The 16,593-nt window shown below is 60.9% G+C and carries 13 protein-coding genes; 12 read left to right on the top strand and 1 reads right to left on the bottom strand.

Going from position 1 to position 16,593, the window contains the following annotated elements; translation table 11 throughout:
• Positions 1-241 (bottom strand): transposase (locus B5X73_RS05790; protein WP_139382663.1); only part of this gene is annotated, 241 nt, incomplete at its 3' end.
• A 4,174-nt stretch (positions 242-4,415) separates the two neighbouring features.
• Between B5X73_RS05790 and B5X73_RS05770 the strand changes: the two genes are divergently transcribed.
• The 12 genes from B5X73_RS05770 to B5X73_RS05715 all read left to right on the top strand — a co-directional run bounded on the left by B5X73_RS05770 (position 4,416) and on the right by B5X73_RS05715 (position 16,502).
• The gene (locus tag B5X73_RS05770) at positions 4,416-5,048 is read left to right on the top strand and encodes a hypothetical protein (RefSeq protein ID WP_079520916.1); all 633 of its coding nucleotides are present in this window, start codon (positions 4,416-4,418) and stop codon (positions 5,046-5,048) included.
• Between the two features lie 24 nt (positions 5,049-5,072).
• Positions 5,073-6,251, top strand: coding sequence for a glucosaminidase domain-containing protein (locus B5X73_RS05765; RefSeq protein WP_079520915.1), 1,179 nt, complete (start codon positions 5,073-5,075; stop codon positions 6,249-6,251).
• A 93-nt stretch (positions 6,252-6,344) separates the two neighbouring features.
• The gene (locus B5X73_RS05760) at positions 6,345-7,373 is read left to right on the top strand and encodes an XVIPCD domain-containing protein (protein WP_079520914.1); all 1,029 of its coding nucleotides are present in this window, start codon (positions 6,345-6,347) and stop codon (positions 7,371-7,373) included.
• 98 nt (positions 7,374-7,471) lie between these two features.
• Positions 7,472-8,038 carry a hypothetical protein gene (locus B5X73_RS05755; RefSeq protein WP_139382661.1) on the top strand — a complete coding sequence of 189 codons (567 nt, stop codon included), beginning with the start codon at positions 7,472-7,474 and terminating at the stop codon, positions 8,036-8,038.
• Between the two features lie 18 nt (positions 8,039-8,056).
• A complete protein-coding gene (locus B5X73_RS05750; RefSeq protein ID WP_079520913.1) occupies positions 8,057-9,325 on the top strand; it encodes a peptidoglycan-binding domain-containing protein in 1,269 nt (422 codons plus the stop codon).
• Positions 9,326-9,355: 30 nt separating this feature from the next.
• Positions 9,356-9,955, top strand: coding sequence for a hypothetical protein (locus tag B5X73_RS05745; RefSeq protein ID WP_079520912.1), 600 nt, complete (start codon positions 9,356-9,358; stop codon positions 9,953-9,955).
• A gap of 13 nt (positions 9,956-9,968) precedes the next feature.
• Positions 9,969-10,628: a hypothetical protein gene (locus B5X73_RS05740; RefSeq protein ID WP_079520911.1), complete on the top strand. Its 660-nt coding sequence runs from the start codon at positions 9,969-9,971 to the stop codon at positions 10,626-10,628.
• A complete protein-coding gene (locus B5X73_RS05735) occupies positions 10,625-12,115 on the top strand; it encodes an XVIPCD domain-containing protein (RefSeq protein WP_079520910.1) in 1,491 nt (496 codons plus the stop codon). The genes B5X73_RS05740 and B5X73_RS05735 overlap by 4 nt, the downstream gene beginning before the upstream one ends.
• A 15-nt stretch (positions 12,116-12,130) precedes the next feature.
• Entirely contained in the window at positions 12,131-12,718 is a 588-nt protein-coding gene (locus B5X73_RS05730) for a hypothetical protein (RefSeq protein ID WP_079520909.1), read from the top strand.
• Entirely contained in the window at positions 12,715-14,157 is a 1,443-nt protein-coding gene (locus B5X73_RS05725; RefSeq protein ID WP_079520908.1) for an XVIPCD domain-containing protein, read from the top strand. The genes B5X73_RS05730 and B5X73_RS05725 overlap by 4 nt, the downstream gene beginning before the upstream one ends.
• 78 nt (positions 14,158-14,235) lie before the next feature.
• Positions 14,236-15,918 (top strand): type IV secretory system conjugative DNA transfer family protein, encoded by a 1,683-nt coding sequence (locus B5X73_RS05720; RefSeq protein WP_079520907.1) that lies wholly within the window; start codon positions 14,236-14,238, stop codon positions 15,916-15,918.
• An 11-nt stretch (positions 15,919-15,929) separates the two neighbouring features.
• The gene (locus B5X73_RS05715) at positions 15,930-16,502 is read left to right on the top strand and encodes a hypothetical protein (RefSeq protein WP_079520906.1); all 573 of its coding nucleotides are present in this window, start codon (positions 15,930-15,932) and stop codon (positions 16,500-16,502) included.
• Positions 16,503-16,593 lie beyond the last annotated feature (91 nt).

Genomic DNA, 16,593 nt, shown 5'->3' with positions numbered 1-16,593 from the left:
TCAGCCCATGGTTCTCCATCGCCAGATCCGCGTACATCCGTTTGAGCTTGTTGTGCTCCGCTTCCAGATCGCGCAGTCGATGCACATCGGATGCCTCCATGCCGCCGTACTTTGACTTCCAGGCGTAGTACGTCGCCTCGGAAATGCCCAGCTCCCGGCACATATCTTTGACCTGCCTGCCGCCTTCGACCTGCTTCAGCGTCGCGACGATCTGGCTCTCGGTGAACTTGCTCTTGCGCATCGTGGGTCTCCTTGGGGATATTTTGCCCGGAGACCTCGGTTTATGTCTGGAGTAAGTTTACGGGGAGTCGACACAGTGACAACGGCGGAACTGCGTGTGATATCGCTGTCGTATCACGACCAGTTCGCCGCCATCGCTCAAAAACCGTCGGGTGGAACCATGGGTACTGCATCGGCACCGACCATTGACATTGCGAGATCCACTGCGCTGACCCAATGCCGCGATTCATCTTGCCGAGTTGCCTATACTGGCTGCAGCATGTCGGAACTAGTGAACTGACCGGGAGCTTTTGCAGGCATCGGCAACAACGACAGGACGACAGCGTACCCCTGCAACTGGGTTGCATCGGCCTTGACACCGATGCTGATTGCCATAGCACCGCCGATGGCCGCCGCATGCTTCCAGGGCATGCTGGGTCACGTTGCGTCGTACTCGTCGTTCAGTGGCGTCGGATCCCAGCTTGGTGGGCAGGATCAGGCGGCCATTGCTCACGGTAAGCAGGCTGCGGTGACTACGCCGCCACCTCAGCCTGCAAATACCATTGTGGAAAATAGGCACGATGGGCAGTCTAGCTATGATTCGCTCGATTCCGCCGCATGTTCCGGAGCGAGTAGCTCCCGATTCGTCCAGGACGGCAGTAAATTTACGTCACTCACCGGAACCGGAAAGACTCCACAATGATGAAACAGCTCCTGGCATTCGTTAGCGCGACACTGATGACTTGCGCGGTGTGGGCGCAGTGTGCTCCTGGAATCCCAGGCGCTGGCAACCCGGGCTGCGTACCTCCTACCCAACAGGGATCGCCTTATTATCAGGGGAGCGATCAGCTTCCGGCCCAACCTGCTCCGACTGCCAGATGGGAAGACAGATGGGGGGCGGTCTCGGTCGACCCACGGGGACACGTAGGTATCGTTACCGGGGCAGTGAGTAAGTCTTCCGCCGAACACGACGCGCTCCAGAAGTGCAGTTCAAGTGGCGGGACGTCGTGCGACATCGCAGTGTCGTATTACAACCAGTGCGCGGCGATCGCGCAGAAGCCATCCGGCGGAATCATGGGCACATCAACTGCGCCAACCGTCAGCATGGCAAAATCGAACGCACTGACCGAATGCGGCGATTCATCTTGCCGCGTTGTTTATAGTGACTGCAGCATGCCGGAACGAGTGAACTAACCGACTGCGTTCGCGTCACAGCTTTGCCTGGTAAGTCGTCGCAGCCGACAGTTCGTGCCCATGCGTATCGACGTGGATATGAACGTCAAGATATTGGTTTTTCGGGTGGCGAACGCTTGTTACGCAGAATTCGGAAGCACTCGGGGACTCGGGGACTCGGATCAAGCATGAACAAGCACTTCTTGCACGCTCCACACGACGGATCGTGGTCAAACCGACGGCCAACGGACGAACACATCCGATGGGACATCGAATGATTCCGAACGGTTGCCAAGCCGCGCTGTTACTCGTACTGCTTTCACCTCTGGCACCATGGGCACAGTGCGACGCCGGCATTCCTGGCGCTGGCAATCCAGGATGCATCCCTCCAACAGTACCGGGTTCTCCGCAAATCAGGAACGACTGCCACGTGATCTATAGCAAGTGCAGCGCCCCCACCCCGTACGCTAAAAGCGCGAGATCCAGGTCGGATAAGTATCGTCGAAGCACTACAGCAGGTCGGCGTCGGTCTCTTGCTTTCCACTTTCATCGTCATGGCGCCGCCGATGGCTGCCGCACTCTTCCAGGGTAAGCTGGGGCCATTTGCAGCGTACTCGTCGTTTGATACCGTGAGCAATCCTAGCTCGGTGGCAAGATCAAGTGCCAATGCTCAGCGTCGGCCGGATGCAATGAGTACGCGTGCGCCGGGTTTGAGCGGTAACACGCAGCCCGCGCAGCGGGATCAAGCGCGGCCGGTGACTCACGTTGGGTCATGTGGGAATAATCGACCCACCAATTCAGATACGGTGAAAACCGGCAGCTCCACGTAATTTGGGAAATCGCGTGATGAAACAGGCTCTGCCCTTCTTGCTATTTGCTTGCGCCTATGCCTCGTCAGCCTGGTCGCAATGCGCGCCAGGAATCCCGGGCGCTGGTAACCCAGGCTGCATTCCGCCAACGGCGCCGAATTCGCCGTATTCACAAGGTTCTGACAGCGGTGCGTCAGGTATCCAGTCCGTCGGCCCCCAACCGGTATGGGAGGAGACATGGGGGGCGTTCGCTATGGATGACGTCACCGGTGAAGCGGGAACTGTAGAAAACAGGCAATCCCGCAGTGAAGCTGAGCGATTGGCCGTTGAAACGTGCGCCCGCGGAGGCGGCGTAAAGTGCGAAGTGATATTTGCTTTTCACAACCAATGCGCGGCGTTGACCCAAAAGATAAACGGGGGCGGCCTGAACTGGGACACTGGTGAATCCACCGGAGTTGCGGAACAGCGAGCACTTTCTGCCTGCCGGGGGACCTGCCAGGTTATTTACAGTAAATGCACGGTACCCCGGCGAGTATACTAATAGCGTAACCGTCTGGACCAGTGGATTTTCTCGCGCGGCCGGGGCGCCGCGCATTGCGTGGTTGCAGATCAGAAAATACTTTCCACGTGCTCTATAGCAAGTGCAGTACCCCTAGAACCTACGCTAACGTCGTACGATGTGTTCGGATCACTGTCGTCGATTATCAGGATAGGAACCATGTTCGCGCTCGTCGTACGGTCCAAGATAGTCACTACAGAGATGCAATTGATGAAGGCCATCGCCGCCGCGAGATACCTCGCGACGTTCGCTGGGTTCGGCAGCACTGACGGCCCGCCCCCGAATGGGTGGCCAGGATGTAGCACGCAACCCAGGCGGGTCGACTCGCACCATCCACGTTAGCCCATTAGAGCTTGGGGGCGGGATCCCCACCGCGAACACCTCGGAGATGGGCACTCAGAACTCCGACTGAGCTTAAAGTGTGAAGTCCAAGACCCTACTATGGTTTCTGATGGTGGCTTACACCCCGTTTGGGTCGGCACAGTGCGGTGCCGGCAATCCCGGATGCATCCCTCCAACGGCACCCGGCTCTCCGTACGAGCAATCAGGCAATCCGAATCTTCCGCGTACCAACGCAGGTCCTGCTCCCGTGTGGGAGGACCGTTGGGGTGCGATCGCCATCGACTACCAAGCGACGGACTGGCCTATCCGGCCACCACGACAGATACGAATGAGGCATCCACGCGGGCTCCTCGTCATTGCGGTAACGGCAAGGATTGCGAAGTGACGTCTACGCTATGTGCACATCCTGTACGCGTTCGATAAGCGCCTTCGCTGATAATGGCGTTAACTTGTTTCCCAGCGTTTGACCAATCACGTTCTGCGTCCGACTTCATGCGGCGCGATTGCTAAAAGCTTCAAAGCAAGCGCTCAAGGCGCTGCCGACGAGCGCGCAAACCGAAGAAAGTCGTCCGCACCGCACCCGCGTGGGGCTTTTGTGTTTCAGAACGAGTGAACTGACCTAAAGCCTGCGCTAGCATCGGTAACACCGACGACATCAGCAGCATGGTTCTGCAACCCTCGAGGGCAATTTCAGCCCTTATAATGCGCTTGCGGAAACTGCCCCTACTCAAGGAATACCAACAGGGTGAGGCGGTGCCGACCGAAGCTTATGAAAGCCCTGCTACTGACAATCACACTATTTGCCTCGCAGCGCCCGCGCTAAGCTCGCCACCAACCCGAAATTGCGGGGGGCGCACGGTTTTAGCCTCCAAAAAAATCTATACTCGGTAAGCGCTAGGCCTGAATCGCGGGCCCCTGAGGCATCGATCGGCATGGACTGGCGCCATGGGGAAATACGGCAAGACGCTGAAGACAGCAGCGTACCTGTGCTAAAAAGGCACAGGGTACTTCGCTGAGGCGCCCCGCGACATCCCATCAGGACGGCGGGATCGGCCAGCAGGAGGCAAAGCCAGGCGATCATCAAACAGGAGTTACACGTGACGATTGACCGTTCCAGGCCGGTGCACACCGGCACTGCGCCCGTGCGCGCGCTTCTTCTCCGCTTGAGCATGCCGATGCTCGCGGGCGCCTTTGCTGCGCCAAGTTCACCTCAAGCCGTTTCAGCCCGCATTTGCCGGCACCGTTATCCGTCCTACGGATAGGCGCGGTTCCTCGTGCCAACCACTTACCCGTTCGTCAAACAGGAGCTACACATGACAATCGATCGTTCAGGCAAGCGCGTACGCACCATGGCCCTCGCGGCTGCTCTGGTCGCCCAACTGGTTTGGGTCCCGATGCTCGCGCACGCTTACGATGCAGCCCCAGCCGCGGCCACGGCAGCTTCGGTTGTGACGGTGCCCAAGTCCTTCAGTGCTTACGGATCGACCCCGTTCAACGGCGGCGAATGCGTGGCAGGCGCCGTCACAAAGGAAGGCATGAATGGGCGTGCCACCGTCTATGTAGACGACCCGACGTCCCATCAGGTCAAGTGGATCAAGTCGATTCCGTTGCCGCCCCGGCGCTACCAGAACCGCGCGACACACTGCGTCGCCATCGGTGACTCATTGTTCGTGCTGGTTCAGACGGACATGCACCAGCAGACCTCGCTGAACCAGACCCTGCTCAGCGTTGTCGAGCTTTCGGCCACCGACGGCACGATCAAGACCACGCGGGATGAAGAACTCCCGGGTGTGGAGGACGCGTACTCGGCGTGGGTCGACAAGGGCACCGAAGGCTTTCACGAGGTATCCGGCCAGCTGAAGATTTCAGGCCAGTACTTCCTCATGAACGATGCGAACAAGCGCATCCCGTTCACGATGTCCGTGCCCGCGCACGAATCCCATTGATCGCCGGACACAAGGAGCCACGTGATGTCGACACCACAGCAGCAGTTCATCGCCGAAATCTATCCCTCGATTCATAAAATCGCGCAGGAAACCGGTGTTTCCGAGCGACTTCTTCTTGCCCAGGCCGCCGCGGAAACGGGCTGGGGCCAGAAGACCCTGCACGGCACCCACAATCTGTACAACATCAAGGCCGACTCCAGCTGGCACGGCGAGTCGAAGTCGGTGACCGCCTGGGAGCACAAGAACGGCAAGGACGTCATGGAGACGTCGAAGTTCCGGGTGTACGGCTCGTATGAAGAGTCGATCAAGGACCGCATCAAGTTCGTCCAGGAAAACCCCACTTACGCGAAGCATGGCCTGTTCGATCCCGGCGTAAAGGGCAACCTCGAGGGTGAAGCAAAAGCACTACAGGCGGCCGGCTACGCCACCGATCCTAAGTACGCCGCCAACCTGATCGAGATCGCCAACGGCCCCACCATGCGCAAGGGCATCGCGCTCGCGACGGGTCAGGCCGAACCCGACCATGCGCAGGGCAAGAGCCACGCGCAGCCGAAGGACGACTACCTGCGGATGCATAGCGTCGGCACCCCCGTCACCGAGCTTCAGACGTCGCTGAAAAACCTCGGCTATACCAACCCCAACGGTACGCCGCTCGGTACGGACGGCAAGTTCGGCGGCAACACCGATCTTGCCCTGAAAGCCTTCCAACGCGACCATCACCTGAAGGACGATGGCGTCGCCGGCCCCAGGACGCTGGAAGCGATCAAGGAAGCGCAGCAGAAGGCGCCGGCCACAACCATGGCCGATCCGAAGCACGAGGCTCATGGCATGTTCAAGCAGGCGGAAACCGGCGTGAACAAGATCGACCGCGAGCATGGTCGCGAACCGTCGCTGCAGAGTGGCCAGCTCGCGGGCTCGCTCGTGGCCTCCGCTGCGGCCGCCAACATGTGCCGAATCGACCACGTCATGCTCAACGACAACGCCAGCAAGCTGTACGGCGTTCAGGGCGATCTGAACTCGCCGTTCAAGATGGTCGCCGAGGTGGATGTGATGCGCGGCCTCAATACACCACTCGCCCAGAGCACCCAGGTCGCGGACGAGCACCTCTTCCGCAACGCGGCACAGGGCCAGACCCAGCAGGCCGCGCAACAGAACCAGGGGCAGGCACAGCAGGCTGCGCCGGCACCGCATCACGGCCCGTAGCTCCTGATCCATCGCTCATGGCTTCCGCCACGGACGGCGGAGTTGCCAGGCCCCAAGGAGCACGACGGCATAGGAGCTAACCAGGAGTTGTAGATGCCGCTTGACCGCGAAACCCAGGTGCTGACGGATGCGACGGCCGCAGGGATCACCCACCCGAGGGAACTGGCCAACTTCATGGCCCAGGTCACTCACGAATCCAACGGGCTGAACCGGCTCGAGGAGAGTTTTCGCTATACGCGAAACATCTCCCAGATCCCGGTGCCCGAAGCATGGCGCGAGGGCAACGACGCCCTGGACGCCGCGCGCAAACAGGCCCTGATGGGCAAGCCAGAGCAATTGGCCGAACTGATGTACGGCGGACGGCTCGGCAACGACGAGCCGGGCGACGGATGGAAGTATCACGGCCGCGGCTACGTCCCCCTCATCGGTAAGGACAACTACCGCGCCGCTGGCGAAGCGCTGGACCTCGATCTGGTCAGGCAGCCGGACCTCGCGGCCGACCCGCAGCACGCCTCGAAGATCGCCGCGTGGTACTGGGAGAAGCAGGTGCCGCAGGACGCCCGAGAGGATGTCCGCGCCGCTACCCAGGCACTCAACGGCCGACCAGCCGGGCTGGACGACCGCGAGAACCGCTTCGAGGACTGGCAGCGACGACTGACGCCCGAAGTGATGCAGCGTCTCGCGGACGGGAACGTGGGCCAGCCCCAGGAGACGCCACCTGCCTCGCAGACCCAGATCAGCCCTGCCCGCCTGGACAACCCCGCTCACCCCGACCATGCACTCTTCGAAACGACGCGCGCCGCCGTCCATCGCCTCGATGCTCACTACGGACGCACACCGGATACGCAGAGCGATCAGCTCGCCGGTTCCGTCGTGCTCGAAGCAAAGAAACAGGGCCTGACGAAGATCGACCACGTCGTACTCAGTGACGATGGCAGCCGTGCGTATGGCGTGCAGGGCGACCTCAATTCACCGCTTAAACGCATGGTGGAGGTGGATACGGCGAAGGCCGTCAATACGCCCGTTGAGCAGAGCAGTGCCGAGGTGGCAAAGCTGAGCTCCCCGACGGCTGACGAACAACGTCCGAAGCAAACGCCAGACGCCCCAACACCCGGTCGCTGAGAGCGCCCCCTTCCTCCATTGACGGAACTTCCCGGAAATCCATGATGCTAAATCGCAACCCCGACCACGCCACCGCACCATCCGTCCCGAGGTCGGCATTGACCTTCCTCCTGGCCCTGCTTGTGCCGATGGCGCAGACCATGGCTTCCGGCGCTCCTGCGGCTCCAGAGCTTACGCCCGCCGCGCTCCAGGCACGCTTGGCAAAAATGGACAACTCGTCCACTGTGGAATGTCACACGGATAAGTACGGCAATCCCGCCTGCACAGCCGGTGGCTATGACGTCGATGTGACCGGGTGCGACGATCGCGGCGACAGCTTCTTCGGTCAGGTGCTTCGTAAGCCGGGAGCGACCCTCGGCGACGCGATTGCTCCCGACAAGGCAAAACCGGTGGCGCAACTCGCTGACGGGCAATTCCTGTGCATTGCTGCGACCGCGGAGAAGGAGGGAGCCACTACTCGCCTCTACGTTGAGGCGCTTCCCATCGAGCGTGTCGCGGCGTGCAAGGGCAACCATCTGTGCGCCTCGCATGCCGTGCAATGGATCGCGCCGAAGCCAGCCGACGAATGCAAGTGGATCGGCCACGATGGCGATTTTTCGGGTGGTTGCGCCGCAGGATGGGTAGACGAAGACAAAGTCGAACAGTTCTCCATGGGCATGCATTGACGCATAAGGAAGACCGCAATGAGCAAAGACATCCTCGACGCCGCCGAAGAACATTTTTTCCGCTCCGGGCTCAAGTTCGAGTACGGACGACCGGATATGCGCCACAGCAACAGCCGCGGCAACCATCTGATCGACTCCAGCCGCACGGAACAGGATCTCGATGGCGACGGATACCGTGGCGTCGACTGCTCCTCCTTCGTCTGGCGAGGAATGAAGAACGCGGGTTACGACGTGGGTGATCAGCCTTTTAGTACGCACACGCTGTACAACGGTAAACACACGACCGCGTATGCGGAAAAGCATTTCGATGTGATCTCGAAGACCGACGCGGGAAAGACGCCGGGCGACCTGCAGCCCGGCGACGTCCTCATGCTGAAGAGCAAGCATGGCTCTGACCAGCACGTCGCCATATTCAAGGGCTACGACGCCGAGGGCCACATCCAGTTTATCGGCTCCCAGACCTCGACCGGCCCCGCTCCCGTCACGATCATGCCGGACAAGTTCTGGGGCAAGGACATGGAGATCGTCGGCGCCCTGCGCGCCAAGCCTGAATTCCGTACCCATGAACCGGTTCACGGCAAAGCCCGGGCCGACACAGCCGCCCCGGTCGCAACGCACGCAAAGGCGGAGCCCTCCCACGCGGTCGCAAAGGCTGCAAACACTCCGACTGATCATCCCGACACCCTGAGCAAGGGTGACGAGAGCACCAAGGTCACGGCTCTGCAGGAATCGCTGAGCCGCCTCGGTTACAAGGACGAGAACGGCCACGCGATCAAACCCGATGGTCACTTCGGCGAACACACCAAGGCAGCGGTGGAGAAGTTCCAGCGTGCGCACGGCCTCGAAGCCGATGGCATCGTCGGCAAAGCCACGATGCAAGCCCTGCACACGGCGACGCCACGACTAGATAGCGCGGCGCACCCCGCCCACCCCGTCTTCCAGACGGCGCGTGACGCAGTACATCGTCTCGACGCGCAGCATCAGCGCACGCCCGATGTACAGAGCGACCAGATCGCTGGCGTCCTTACCGGCAAAGCCATCGCACAGGGCATGACCCGGGTCGACCATGCCGTCCTCAACGAAGACGCCAGCAAGGTCTACGCCGTCCAGGGCGAGCTGAACTCGCCGTTCAAGCAGGTTGCCGAAGCGTCGACACAGCAAGCGGCAAACACGTCTCTTGAAGAAAGCGGCAAGCAGGCATTGCAAGCTTCGGCTCAGCAGTCGCAGCTCGCAACTAACGTCCCGACGCAGGCGACGCCCTCCCATGCGCCGAGCCAGACCGCCTGAGGCCTTCCGGCCGTCAGCAAGGATGTAACTATGACTATCGCCAGGCATCGCCTCGCCCTCCTCCTCTGCGTCGCCGCACCACTGCTAGTGACGGCCGCACCGGCTTTCGCCGCCAAGGCCGATGCACAGAACTACCAATCGCTGCTGCAGTCGTCTTCAAACGGTTCCAAGGTGGCATGCGGCAAGGATTCGTACGGCAACGTCGCCTGCACTATCGATGGCGAGGCTGTCGACGTCGGCGATGACTGCACGTCGAACCTGGCCTTCGGTGGCATCGCTAACGATAAGGGAACGATGCTGCAGGACAACTTCAGGAGCGCCGGAGCCAGACCGGTCGCGCACGTCGGCAAGAACCAGCTCGTATGCCTCCTCGCGTCTCAGCGCAAAGAAGGCGAACTCATCCGCGCATTGGTAAAGGTGGGCCCCACGGCCACCGTGAAGAACTGCAAGGGCAACGACGCCTGCAAGGACGCGGATACGCATGTGGAGTGGAAACGCCCGGTGAGCGGCACCGCTTGCACGCTCAAACCTGATGGCCACTACGCGGGCGATTGCGCGACAGGATGGATCGACGGCAAGGATCTCGAGGAATACTCGATGGGGCTGAAACCCGAAGATACGGGCGCGTGATCGCGCCCGTCCTATGAACAGCATTCGCATCAACCGTTTCGCGCGATTCGTCCCTGGCGCGTTTACCTGGGCTACCCCCGCAAGGGTGGCCCGGAAAATCGTGCAGGTCGCCGTCCCCGGCCTGTTTCTCTTGCTGACTGCATGTGGTGGAAACATGGAAGAGCCAAAGATCGAACTAAATCCGCATCCGGCGATGCATTACGCCCTGGCCGTGGTCATCGACGGCGCGCCTGGGGCGTTCGATAGCGTCGACGCGTCCGCAGACTATGGAGTGACAGACTACGGTTGTGTGCCGGAGCAGCCCATATCGGGTGCACGGCATCTTCCCGGCAAGCACGTCCCGCTGCGGCTCGTTAAGGCAAGCGATACCACTTACACCACGGAAATATATGTCGACTTACTCAAAGACGAAGACTATTTCGGCAAGGGTGTGTGTCACTGGAAGCTGGCAGGCATTACTGCTGAGGCCGCCAAAGGACGCATGAGATTTATCACCCCGGTGTCCGCAAGAACCTTTGCGGAACGGAAGAGCGAGACCCGATATTTCTCGTTCGATGCCTACCAGAACGACGAGTTCGAAACTCGAAACATGGGTAACAGGGATCGTCACGCGTACCCGTATTCTCATAAAACGTTTTCAATTAGTGTCACTGCAAAGGAAATGCAGCCGTGAACCTATCGACCAGTGATTATGCTTTTCTTGCGAACAACGTTTACTCGACAGGCCCGATGGAGCGGACCATCACAAATGGCGACCGAACGTTCTCCATAGAAGACACGGCGATGGATGGAGCATCGGGCTTCTTCGCGACCGCGTATCGCGACGTCGACACAGGGCAGGTCGTCATTGCCTACCGCGGAACGGATGATCCGCTGGACGGCATCGTCGATATAACCATGGCGTCATCGCGTCTGGATATCCAACAGCTGGAGTCCGAGCTCTTCACACGGGACGTACTGGCTCGCGCTGCACGGGATGCCAAAGCCGCAGGGAAACAACCCGACGTCACCCTGACCGGTCACTCCCTGGGCGGTGGCCTGGCCGAACTCAACGCAGCAAAGTTCGGCCTCAAAGGCGAGACCTTCAACGCATACGGCGCCGCAGGCCTGATAGGTGGCGCACCTGAGGGAGGCACCCAGGTCATCAACCATGTTCGCGCCGGCGACCCCGTCAGCGCCGCGAACCGTCATTTTGGCGAAGTGCGCGTCTACGCGACAGCCGATGACATCAGCACGCTGCAGCGGGCTGGTTACGGCCGTGAGAACACCACCTTGGGCGGCACGGTAAGCGCGATAGCGCTCAAGTCGCATTCCATGAGCAACTTCGTTCCGAGGGAGGGAGAAACGGCGTTGATCGGCCCTGAGGGTGAAGCGCGTTACCGGGCCAACAGCGGGATGGTCGACCGTTACCGGTCCGATGTCCTTCGTGCGCGCGAGGCGTACACGCACGCCTTGGAGAACCCGGCCATCGTCGGCCCGTCCCTTGCCGTGCACGCCGCGGCGTTGTACGCCAACCGCGTCGAACGGGATCTCCACGAACTCGCCGACCGCTCCGCGCTAGCGGCACGAGCGGCTGGACAGGGGGCCATCGAAGCCTCCCGGGCGATTGACGCAGCTGCAAGCCACGTCGCTGCCGCAAGCGTACACGGCGCCCGCGCGTTCGACATGATCCCCGAGTCAGTTGCACGGAGCGTGTGGGGTTCAGACACGGGCTCAGCCGAGCTCGATCGCCTGCTCCATCCCCCAAGGCTTACCGACGCGAGTCACCCAGACCATGCCATGTATACCGATGCACTCAAGCGAGTGCATGCGATCGACGCCAGCACCGGCCGTAAGCCCGATCACATGAGCGAAAACCTGGCCGGTGCGCTGACAGCCGAAGCACGCCTGCACGAGCTTAGCCGGATTGACCATGTCGTGATGAACGACGACTTCAGCCGTACGTTCGCCGTCCAGGGCGATATGAACTCCCCTTTCAAAAAGATGGTGGAGGTGCCGACAGAAACAGGCATATCCACGTCCATCGATCGAAGCACCGCCGTGCTTCAGTCCGTCGCCGCGCAGGTGCCCCAAGTAGCGCACCACAACCCGCCGACAATGCAGCAAACCGCGCAGACCGAAACGCCGACGATTCATTACGGCTCCGCCATGGGCCGATAGGAGCACGAGCCAACCATGAACCGACGACTCGCCCTACCCTTTCTTTCTTTATTCGCCATCCATCTCAACGCTTACGGTGCCAACATGACCCAGCCCGACATCAAGCAGAATCCGGCCCCCAAAATGCGGTACGAGATCACCGCGACGATCGATGGCGCGCCGGGTCCGTTCGACCGAATCCACGGCATCGCCGACTATCGCGTCACGAACGAGCTGTGCGTCCCGCCGACGCCGGTCATGGGCGCGCGCATCGTCCCTGAAAAACGCGCCGACATCGAATTCCGTCACGATCACGACAACATCTATCGCGCGACGGTATATCTCGATTTGCTCCAGGATGAAGATTACTTTGGCAAGGGCACCTGTCACTGGGCGCTGATGGCGGCAGGTATCGAACTCACCCATGCGACGGTAACGTTCAGCGCATCGCTGTTTCACGACGATGTCCTTGCCGGAAATGCCATCCCTCGCTACTTCGCGGAAGGTTCGTACACGAAGGCGCAGACGGTCCGAGTCGACACCGGTATTGCCGACCGCAGCCAGTTCCACGGAGCCGGCCGTTTGTTCTCGGTCACGATGAAGGCTGAGGAGCGTACGCCATGACGTTCAAGTCGACCGATTACGCCTTACTCGCACAGGACGCTTATAACGACCCGGTGCTCGACAAGAGCACCATCCTGGACGGCGTCGAGTACAAGGCCATCGACACCATGAACAATCCGCGGACCGGCTTTCAGGCCACCGCGTACGAGCGCGTGGACACCGGCGAGGTCGTGATTGCTTATCGAGGCACCGAGTTCGATCGCGAACCGGTCCAGGATGGTGGTGTCGATGCCGCCATGGTGCTTACGGGCATCAACCTTCAAACCGCGGACTCCGAAGCATTTACGAAGCGCGTACTTGCGGCGGCGAAGGAAAAGTCAGAGACCTATGGCACGCCTCTGAATGTCACCGTCACCGGCCATTCGCTGGGCGGCACGCTGGCCGAGATCAACGCGTCGCGGTTCGGCCTGCACGGCGAAACGTTCAATGCTTACGGCGCGGCCGGCCTGAATCAGGGCATTCCGTCAGGTGGCTCGCAGGTCATCGACCATGTTCGCGCCGGCGACGTTGTCGCCGCAGCGAGTCCGCACTTTGGGGAAGTGCGTGTCTACGCGACCGAGAAGGACATCGACACCCTAAGCAAGGCGGGATACCGCGACGACAGCACGCTGCTGAGTCCTCGCAACCCGGTCAAGGCCATCGATTTCGATGCGCATGCCATCGACAACTTCACGCCGATCAATCCGCGCCTCGGTCACTCCATCATGGATGCGGAAAGCCAGGCTCGGTATCGCGCCCACGAAGGCATGGTCGACCGCTATCGCAACGACGTCCGCGACATCCGCATGGGCTTGTCGGCCGCGTGGGAAATTCCCAAGGCGATCGGCGAGTTCAAGGACGCCGTTGAGCACCGCGTCGTCGACGCCGTGGGCGCAGGCGTATTGGCTGTCGAACATGGCTTCGAGCACCTGAAGGAAGGTGTCCAACACGTCGGCCACGAAATCTCCCAGGGCATCCACGCTGTCGAGGAAAAAGCCCACAGCGCCTGGAACACCCTCACCCACCCCGGTTCCTGGTTGGCGCACGACAAGCCGGGCGTGCCCCTGAACGACCCGGATCACCCCGACCACCTGATGTTCAGGCAGGCGCGCAGCGCCGTTCACGAACTGGACCGTGCCCAGGGACGTCAGCCGGACGGCATCAGCGAGAACATCGCCGGCAGCATGGTGGTCAAGGCGCGGCAGGACGGGCTTGAGCGGATCGACAAGGCGGTGCTCAGCGACGACGCCTCGCGCATCTATGGCGTGCAGGGCGCAATGGAGTCGCCGCTCAAGCGCGTCGCCGAGCTGCCGACGGAGCAGGCGGCCCGCACCAGCGTGGCCGAGAGCAGCGACGCCTGGATCGCCGCGGCACAAGCCGCGCAGGGGCGGCAGAACGCGCAGGTGGCGCAGCAACAACCGCCGTCGCGCGATCCCTCCCAACCGAGCCATGGACTTTGAGATGAGCCCATGCCAAAAACCAATCGCAACGTTACACTTCCGCCCGCAATCCAACCGTGCCAGGAAGGTAGATAGAGCATGAGTAAGACCAGGGGATATTGGGCCGCCGGCCTGTTCGTCATCGCGCTCGTCGCAGGTGAGGTGCTCTCGGGGTACCTGACCCTGCTGTTTCTCGGCCTGGGGCAGATTCCGCTGAGGTTCGCCACCTACTACGAATACGTCCGGGCACTGGGCCTGCCGCAGGTCGCGCCCTATGCGTGGAAGATCAAGACCGCAGGTGGCTTGGGCTTCGGCCTGCCGCTGATCCTGTGGTTCGTGGCGCTTTACTTCCTCATGAAGAAGAAGCAGCAGGCCATGCACGGCGACGCACGCTTCGCCCATGCGTCGGACCTGCGCAAGCAAAAGATGCTCTCCCCCGCGGACAACGGCATTCTCGTCGGCAAGTTCAAGGGAGACCTCGTCCGCCTGCCGGGGCAGCAGTTCGTCATCCTCGCCGCCCCGACCCGTTCGGGCAAGGGCGTGGGCGTGGTCATCCCCAACCTGCTCGACTACCAGGAATCCATCGTGGTCCTGGACATCAAGCAGGAAAACTTCGACCTGACCAGCGGATGGCGTAAATCCCAGGGACAGGAAATCTACCTGTTCAACCCGTTTGCGGAAGACCGTCGCACGCACCGCTGGAATCCTTTGAGTTATGTCTCAAAGGACCCCGCCTTCCGCGTGTCCGATCTGATGAGCATCGCCACGATGCTGTACCCGGACGGCTCCGATGACCAGAAGTTCTGGGTCAGCCAGGCACGTAACGCCTTCATGGCCTTCTCGCTTTACCTCTGCGAGAAGTGGGAGTTCGACGAGAAGAACAACCTGCCCTTGATGCTGCGCAGCAAGCCCACGCTCGGCATGATCTATCGCCTGTCGTCGGGTGACGGTACCGACCTGCGGGAGCTGTACACCACCCTGTCGAAGCAGCCGTTCCTGAGTTCGAATGCCCAGTCGGCCTTCGCCAACATGCTTTCGCAGGCGGCCGAAACGTTCGCCTCGATCCTCGGTACATTCAAGGAGCCGCTGAACGCCTGGATCAACCCGGTGCTGGACGCGGCCACCAGCGAAGACGACTTCCTGCTGACCGATGTCCGCAAGAAGAAGATGACGATCTATATCGGCATCCAGCCCAACAAGCTGTCCGAAAGCCGGCTGATCGTGAACCTGTTCTTCAGCCAGCTGATCAACCTCAACACGAAGGAACTGCCGCAGAACAACAAGGAACTGAAGCATCAGTGCCTGTTGCTCATGGACGAGTTCACTTCGATCGGCAAGGTCGAAATCATCGCCTCGGCCGTTTCGTACATGGCCGGCTATAACATCCGTCTGCTACCGATCATCCAGAGCATGGCGCAGCTGGACGCGACCTACGGCAAGGACGTCTCACGCACGGTCATCACCAACCATGCCTTGCAGATCGTCTTCGCCCCGCGCGAGCAGCAGGACGCCAACGACTACTCCGACATGCTGGGCTACACCACGGTGCGTCGCGAGAACATCACCAAGAGCAAGAAGGGTGACGTTTCGACCAGCCACAGCGAAGAGAAGCGCGCCCTGATGCTGCCGCAGGAGCTCAAGGCGATGGGCACGGACAAGGAAGTATTCCTCTACGAAGGCATTCCGCATCCGGTCCTCTGCGAGAAGATCCGTTACTACGAAGACAAGTACTTCACCTCGCGGCTGATGGAAAAGGCCAAGGTCGAACCGCTTAACATCTAAGATCGGCGCGAATGTCCCACCACCACGTCATCCCGGAGTCGAGTTCGATCATGAAGACCTGTGCAAGCGCGCTTCTGGTCGCCGCCACCCTCATCGCTCCCGCCGTCGGCGCCGCGCCCGCGCAGACGATGTGCGCAAGTAGCGACCAGCCGGTCTTCTCGTGTCCCCTGGCCGGAAGCAAGAAGACCGTTTCACTTTGTGCCGCTGCTGGTGCACCCCATGGTGGAGGTCAGTTTTACTATGCCTACGGAAGCGACGTTTCGAAACCGGAGTTGCGGTATCCCGGTGCGGGCGACGAGGCCAAGTTCACTCGAACTCACTTGATGTTCGGCGGTAATACCGGCGGCTTTGCATACGCTTTCACCAATAGGGGATTCAAGTACGTCATCTACTCGATTTCTGGGGCAAACAACCTGGAAAATCAGGGGCTGGTCGTGTTGAAAGACGGCGAGACGAAGCCCATCAGGCAATCCCGCTGCGAAGCTGGCAAGGTCAGCTTTGCACGGGAGCGTTCTTTGATAGAGAAGACCCTGAAGTGGGAGAGCGACCCGGTGCTCGAGGATCAGGGCATACCCACGCCATAACGAACCATCGATTACGGCGTTTCAACAGGAGTCACACCTATGTGCGGCATGACCCTGCAGAATATGTGCGCCGCGGACACCGAGTTACCGG

The organism is Luteibacter sp. 22Crub2.1 (genome assembly GCF_900167995.1).
Taxonomy (GTDB): domain Bacteria; phylum Pseudomonadota; class Gammaproteobacteria; order Xanthomonadales; family Rhodanobacteraceae; genus Luteibacter; species Luteibacter mycovicinus.
Note: the sequence above shows the minus strand (reverse complement) of the source record. Positions and strands in the feature narration are given on the sequence as shown.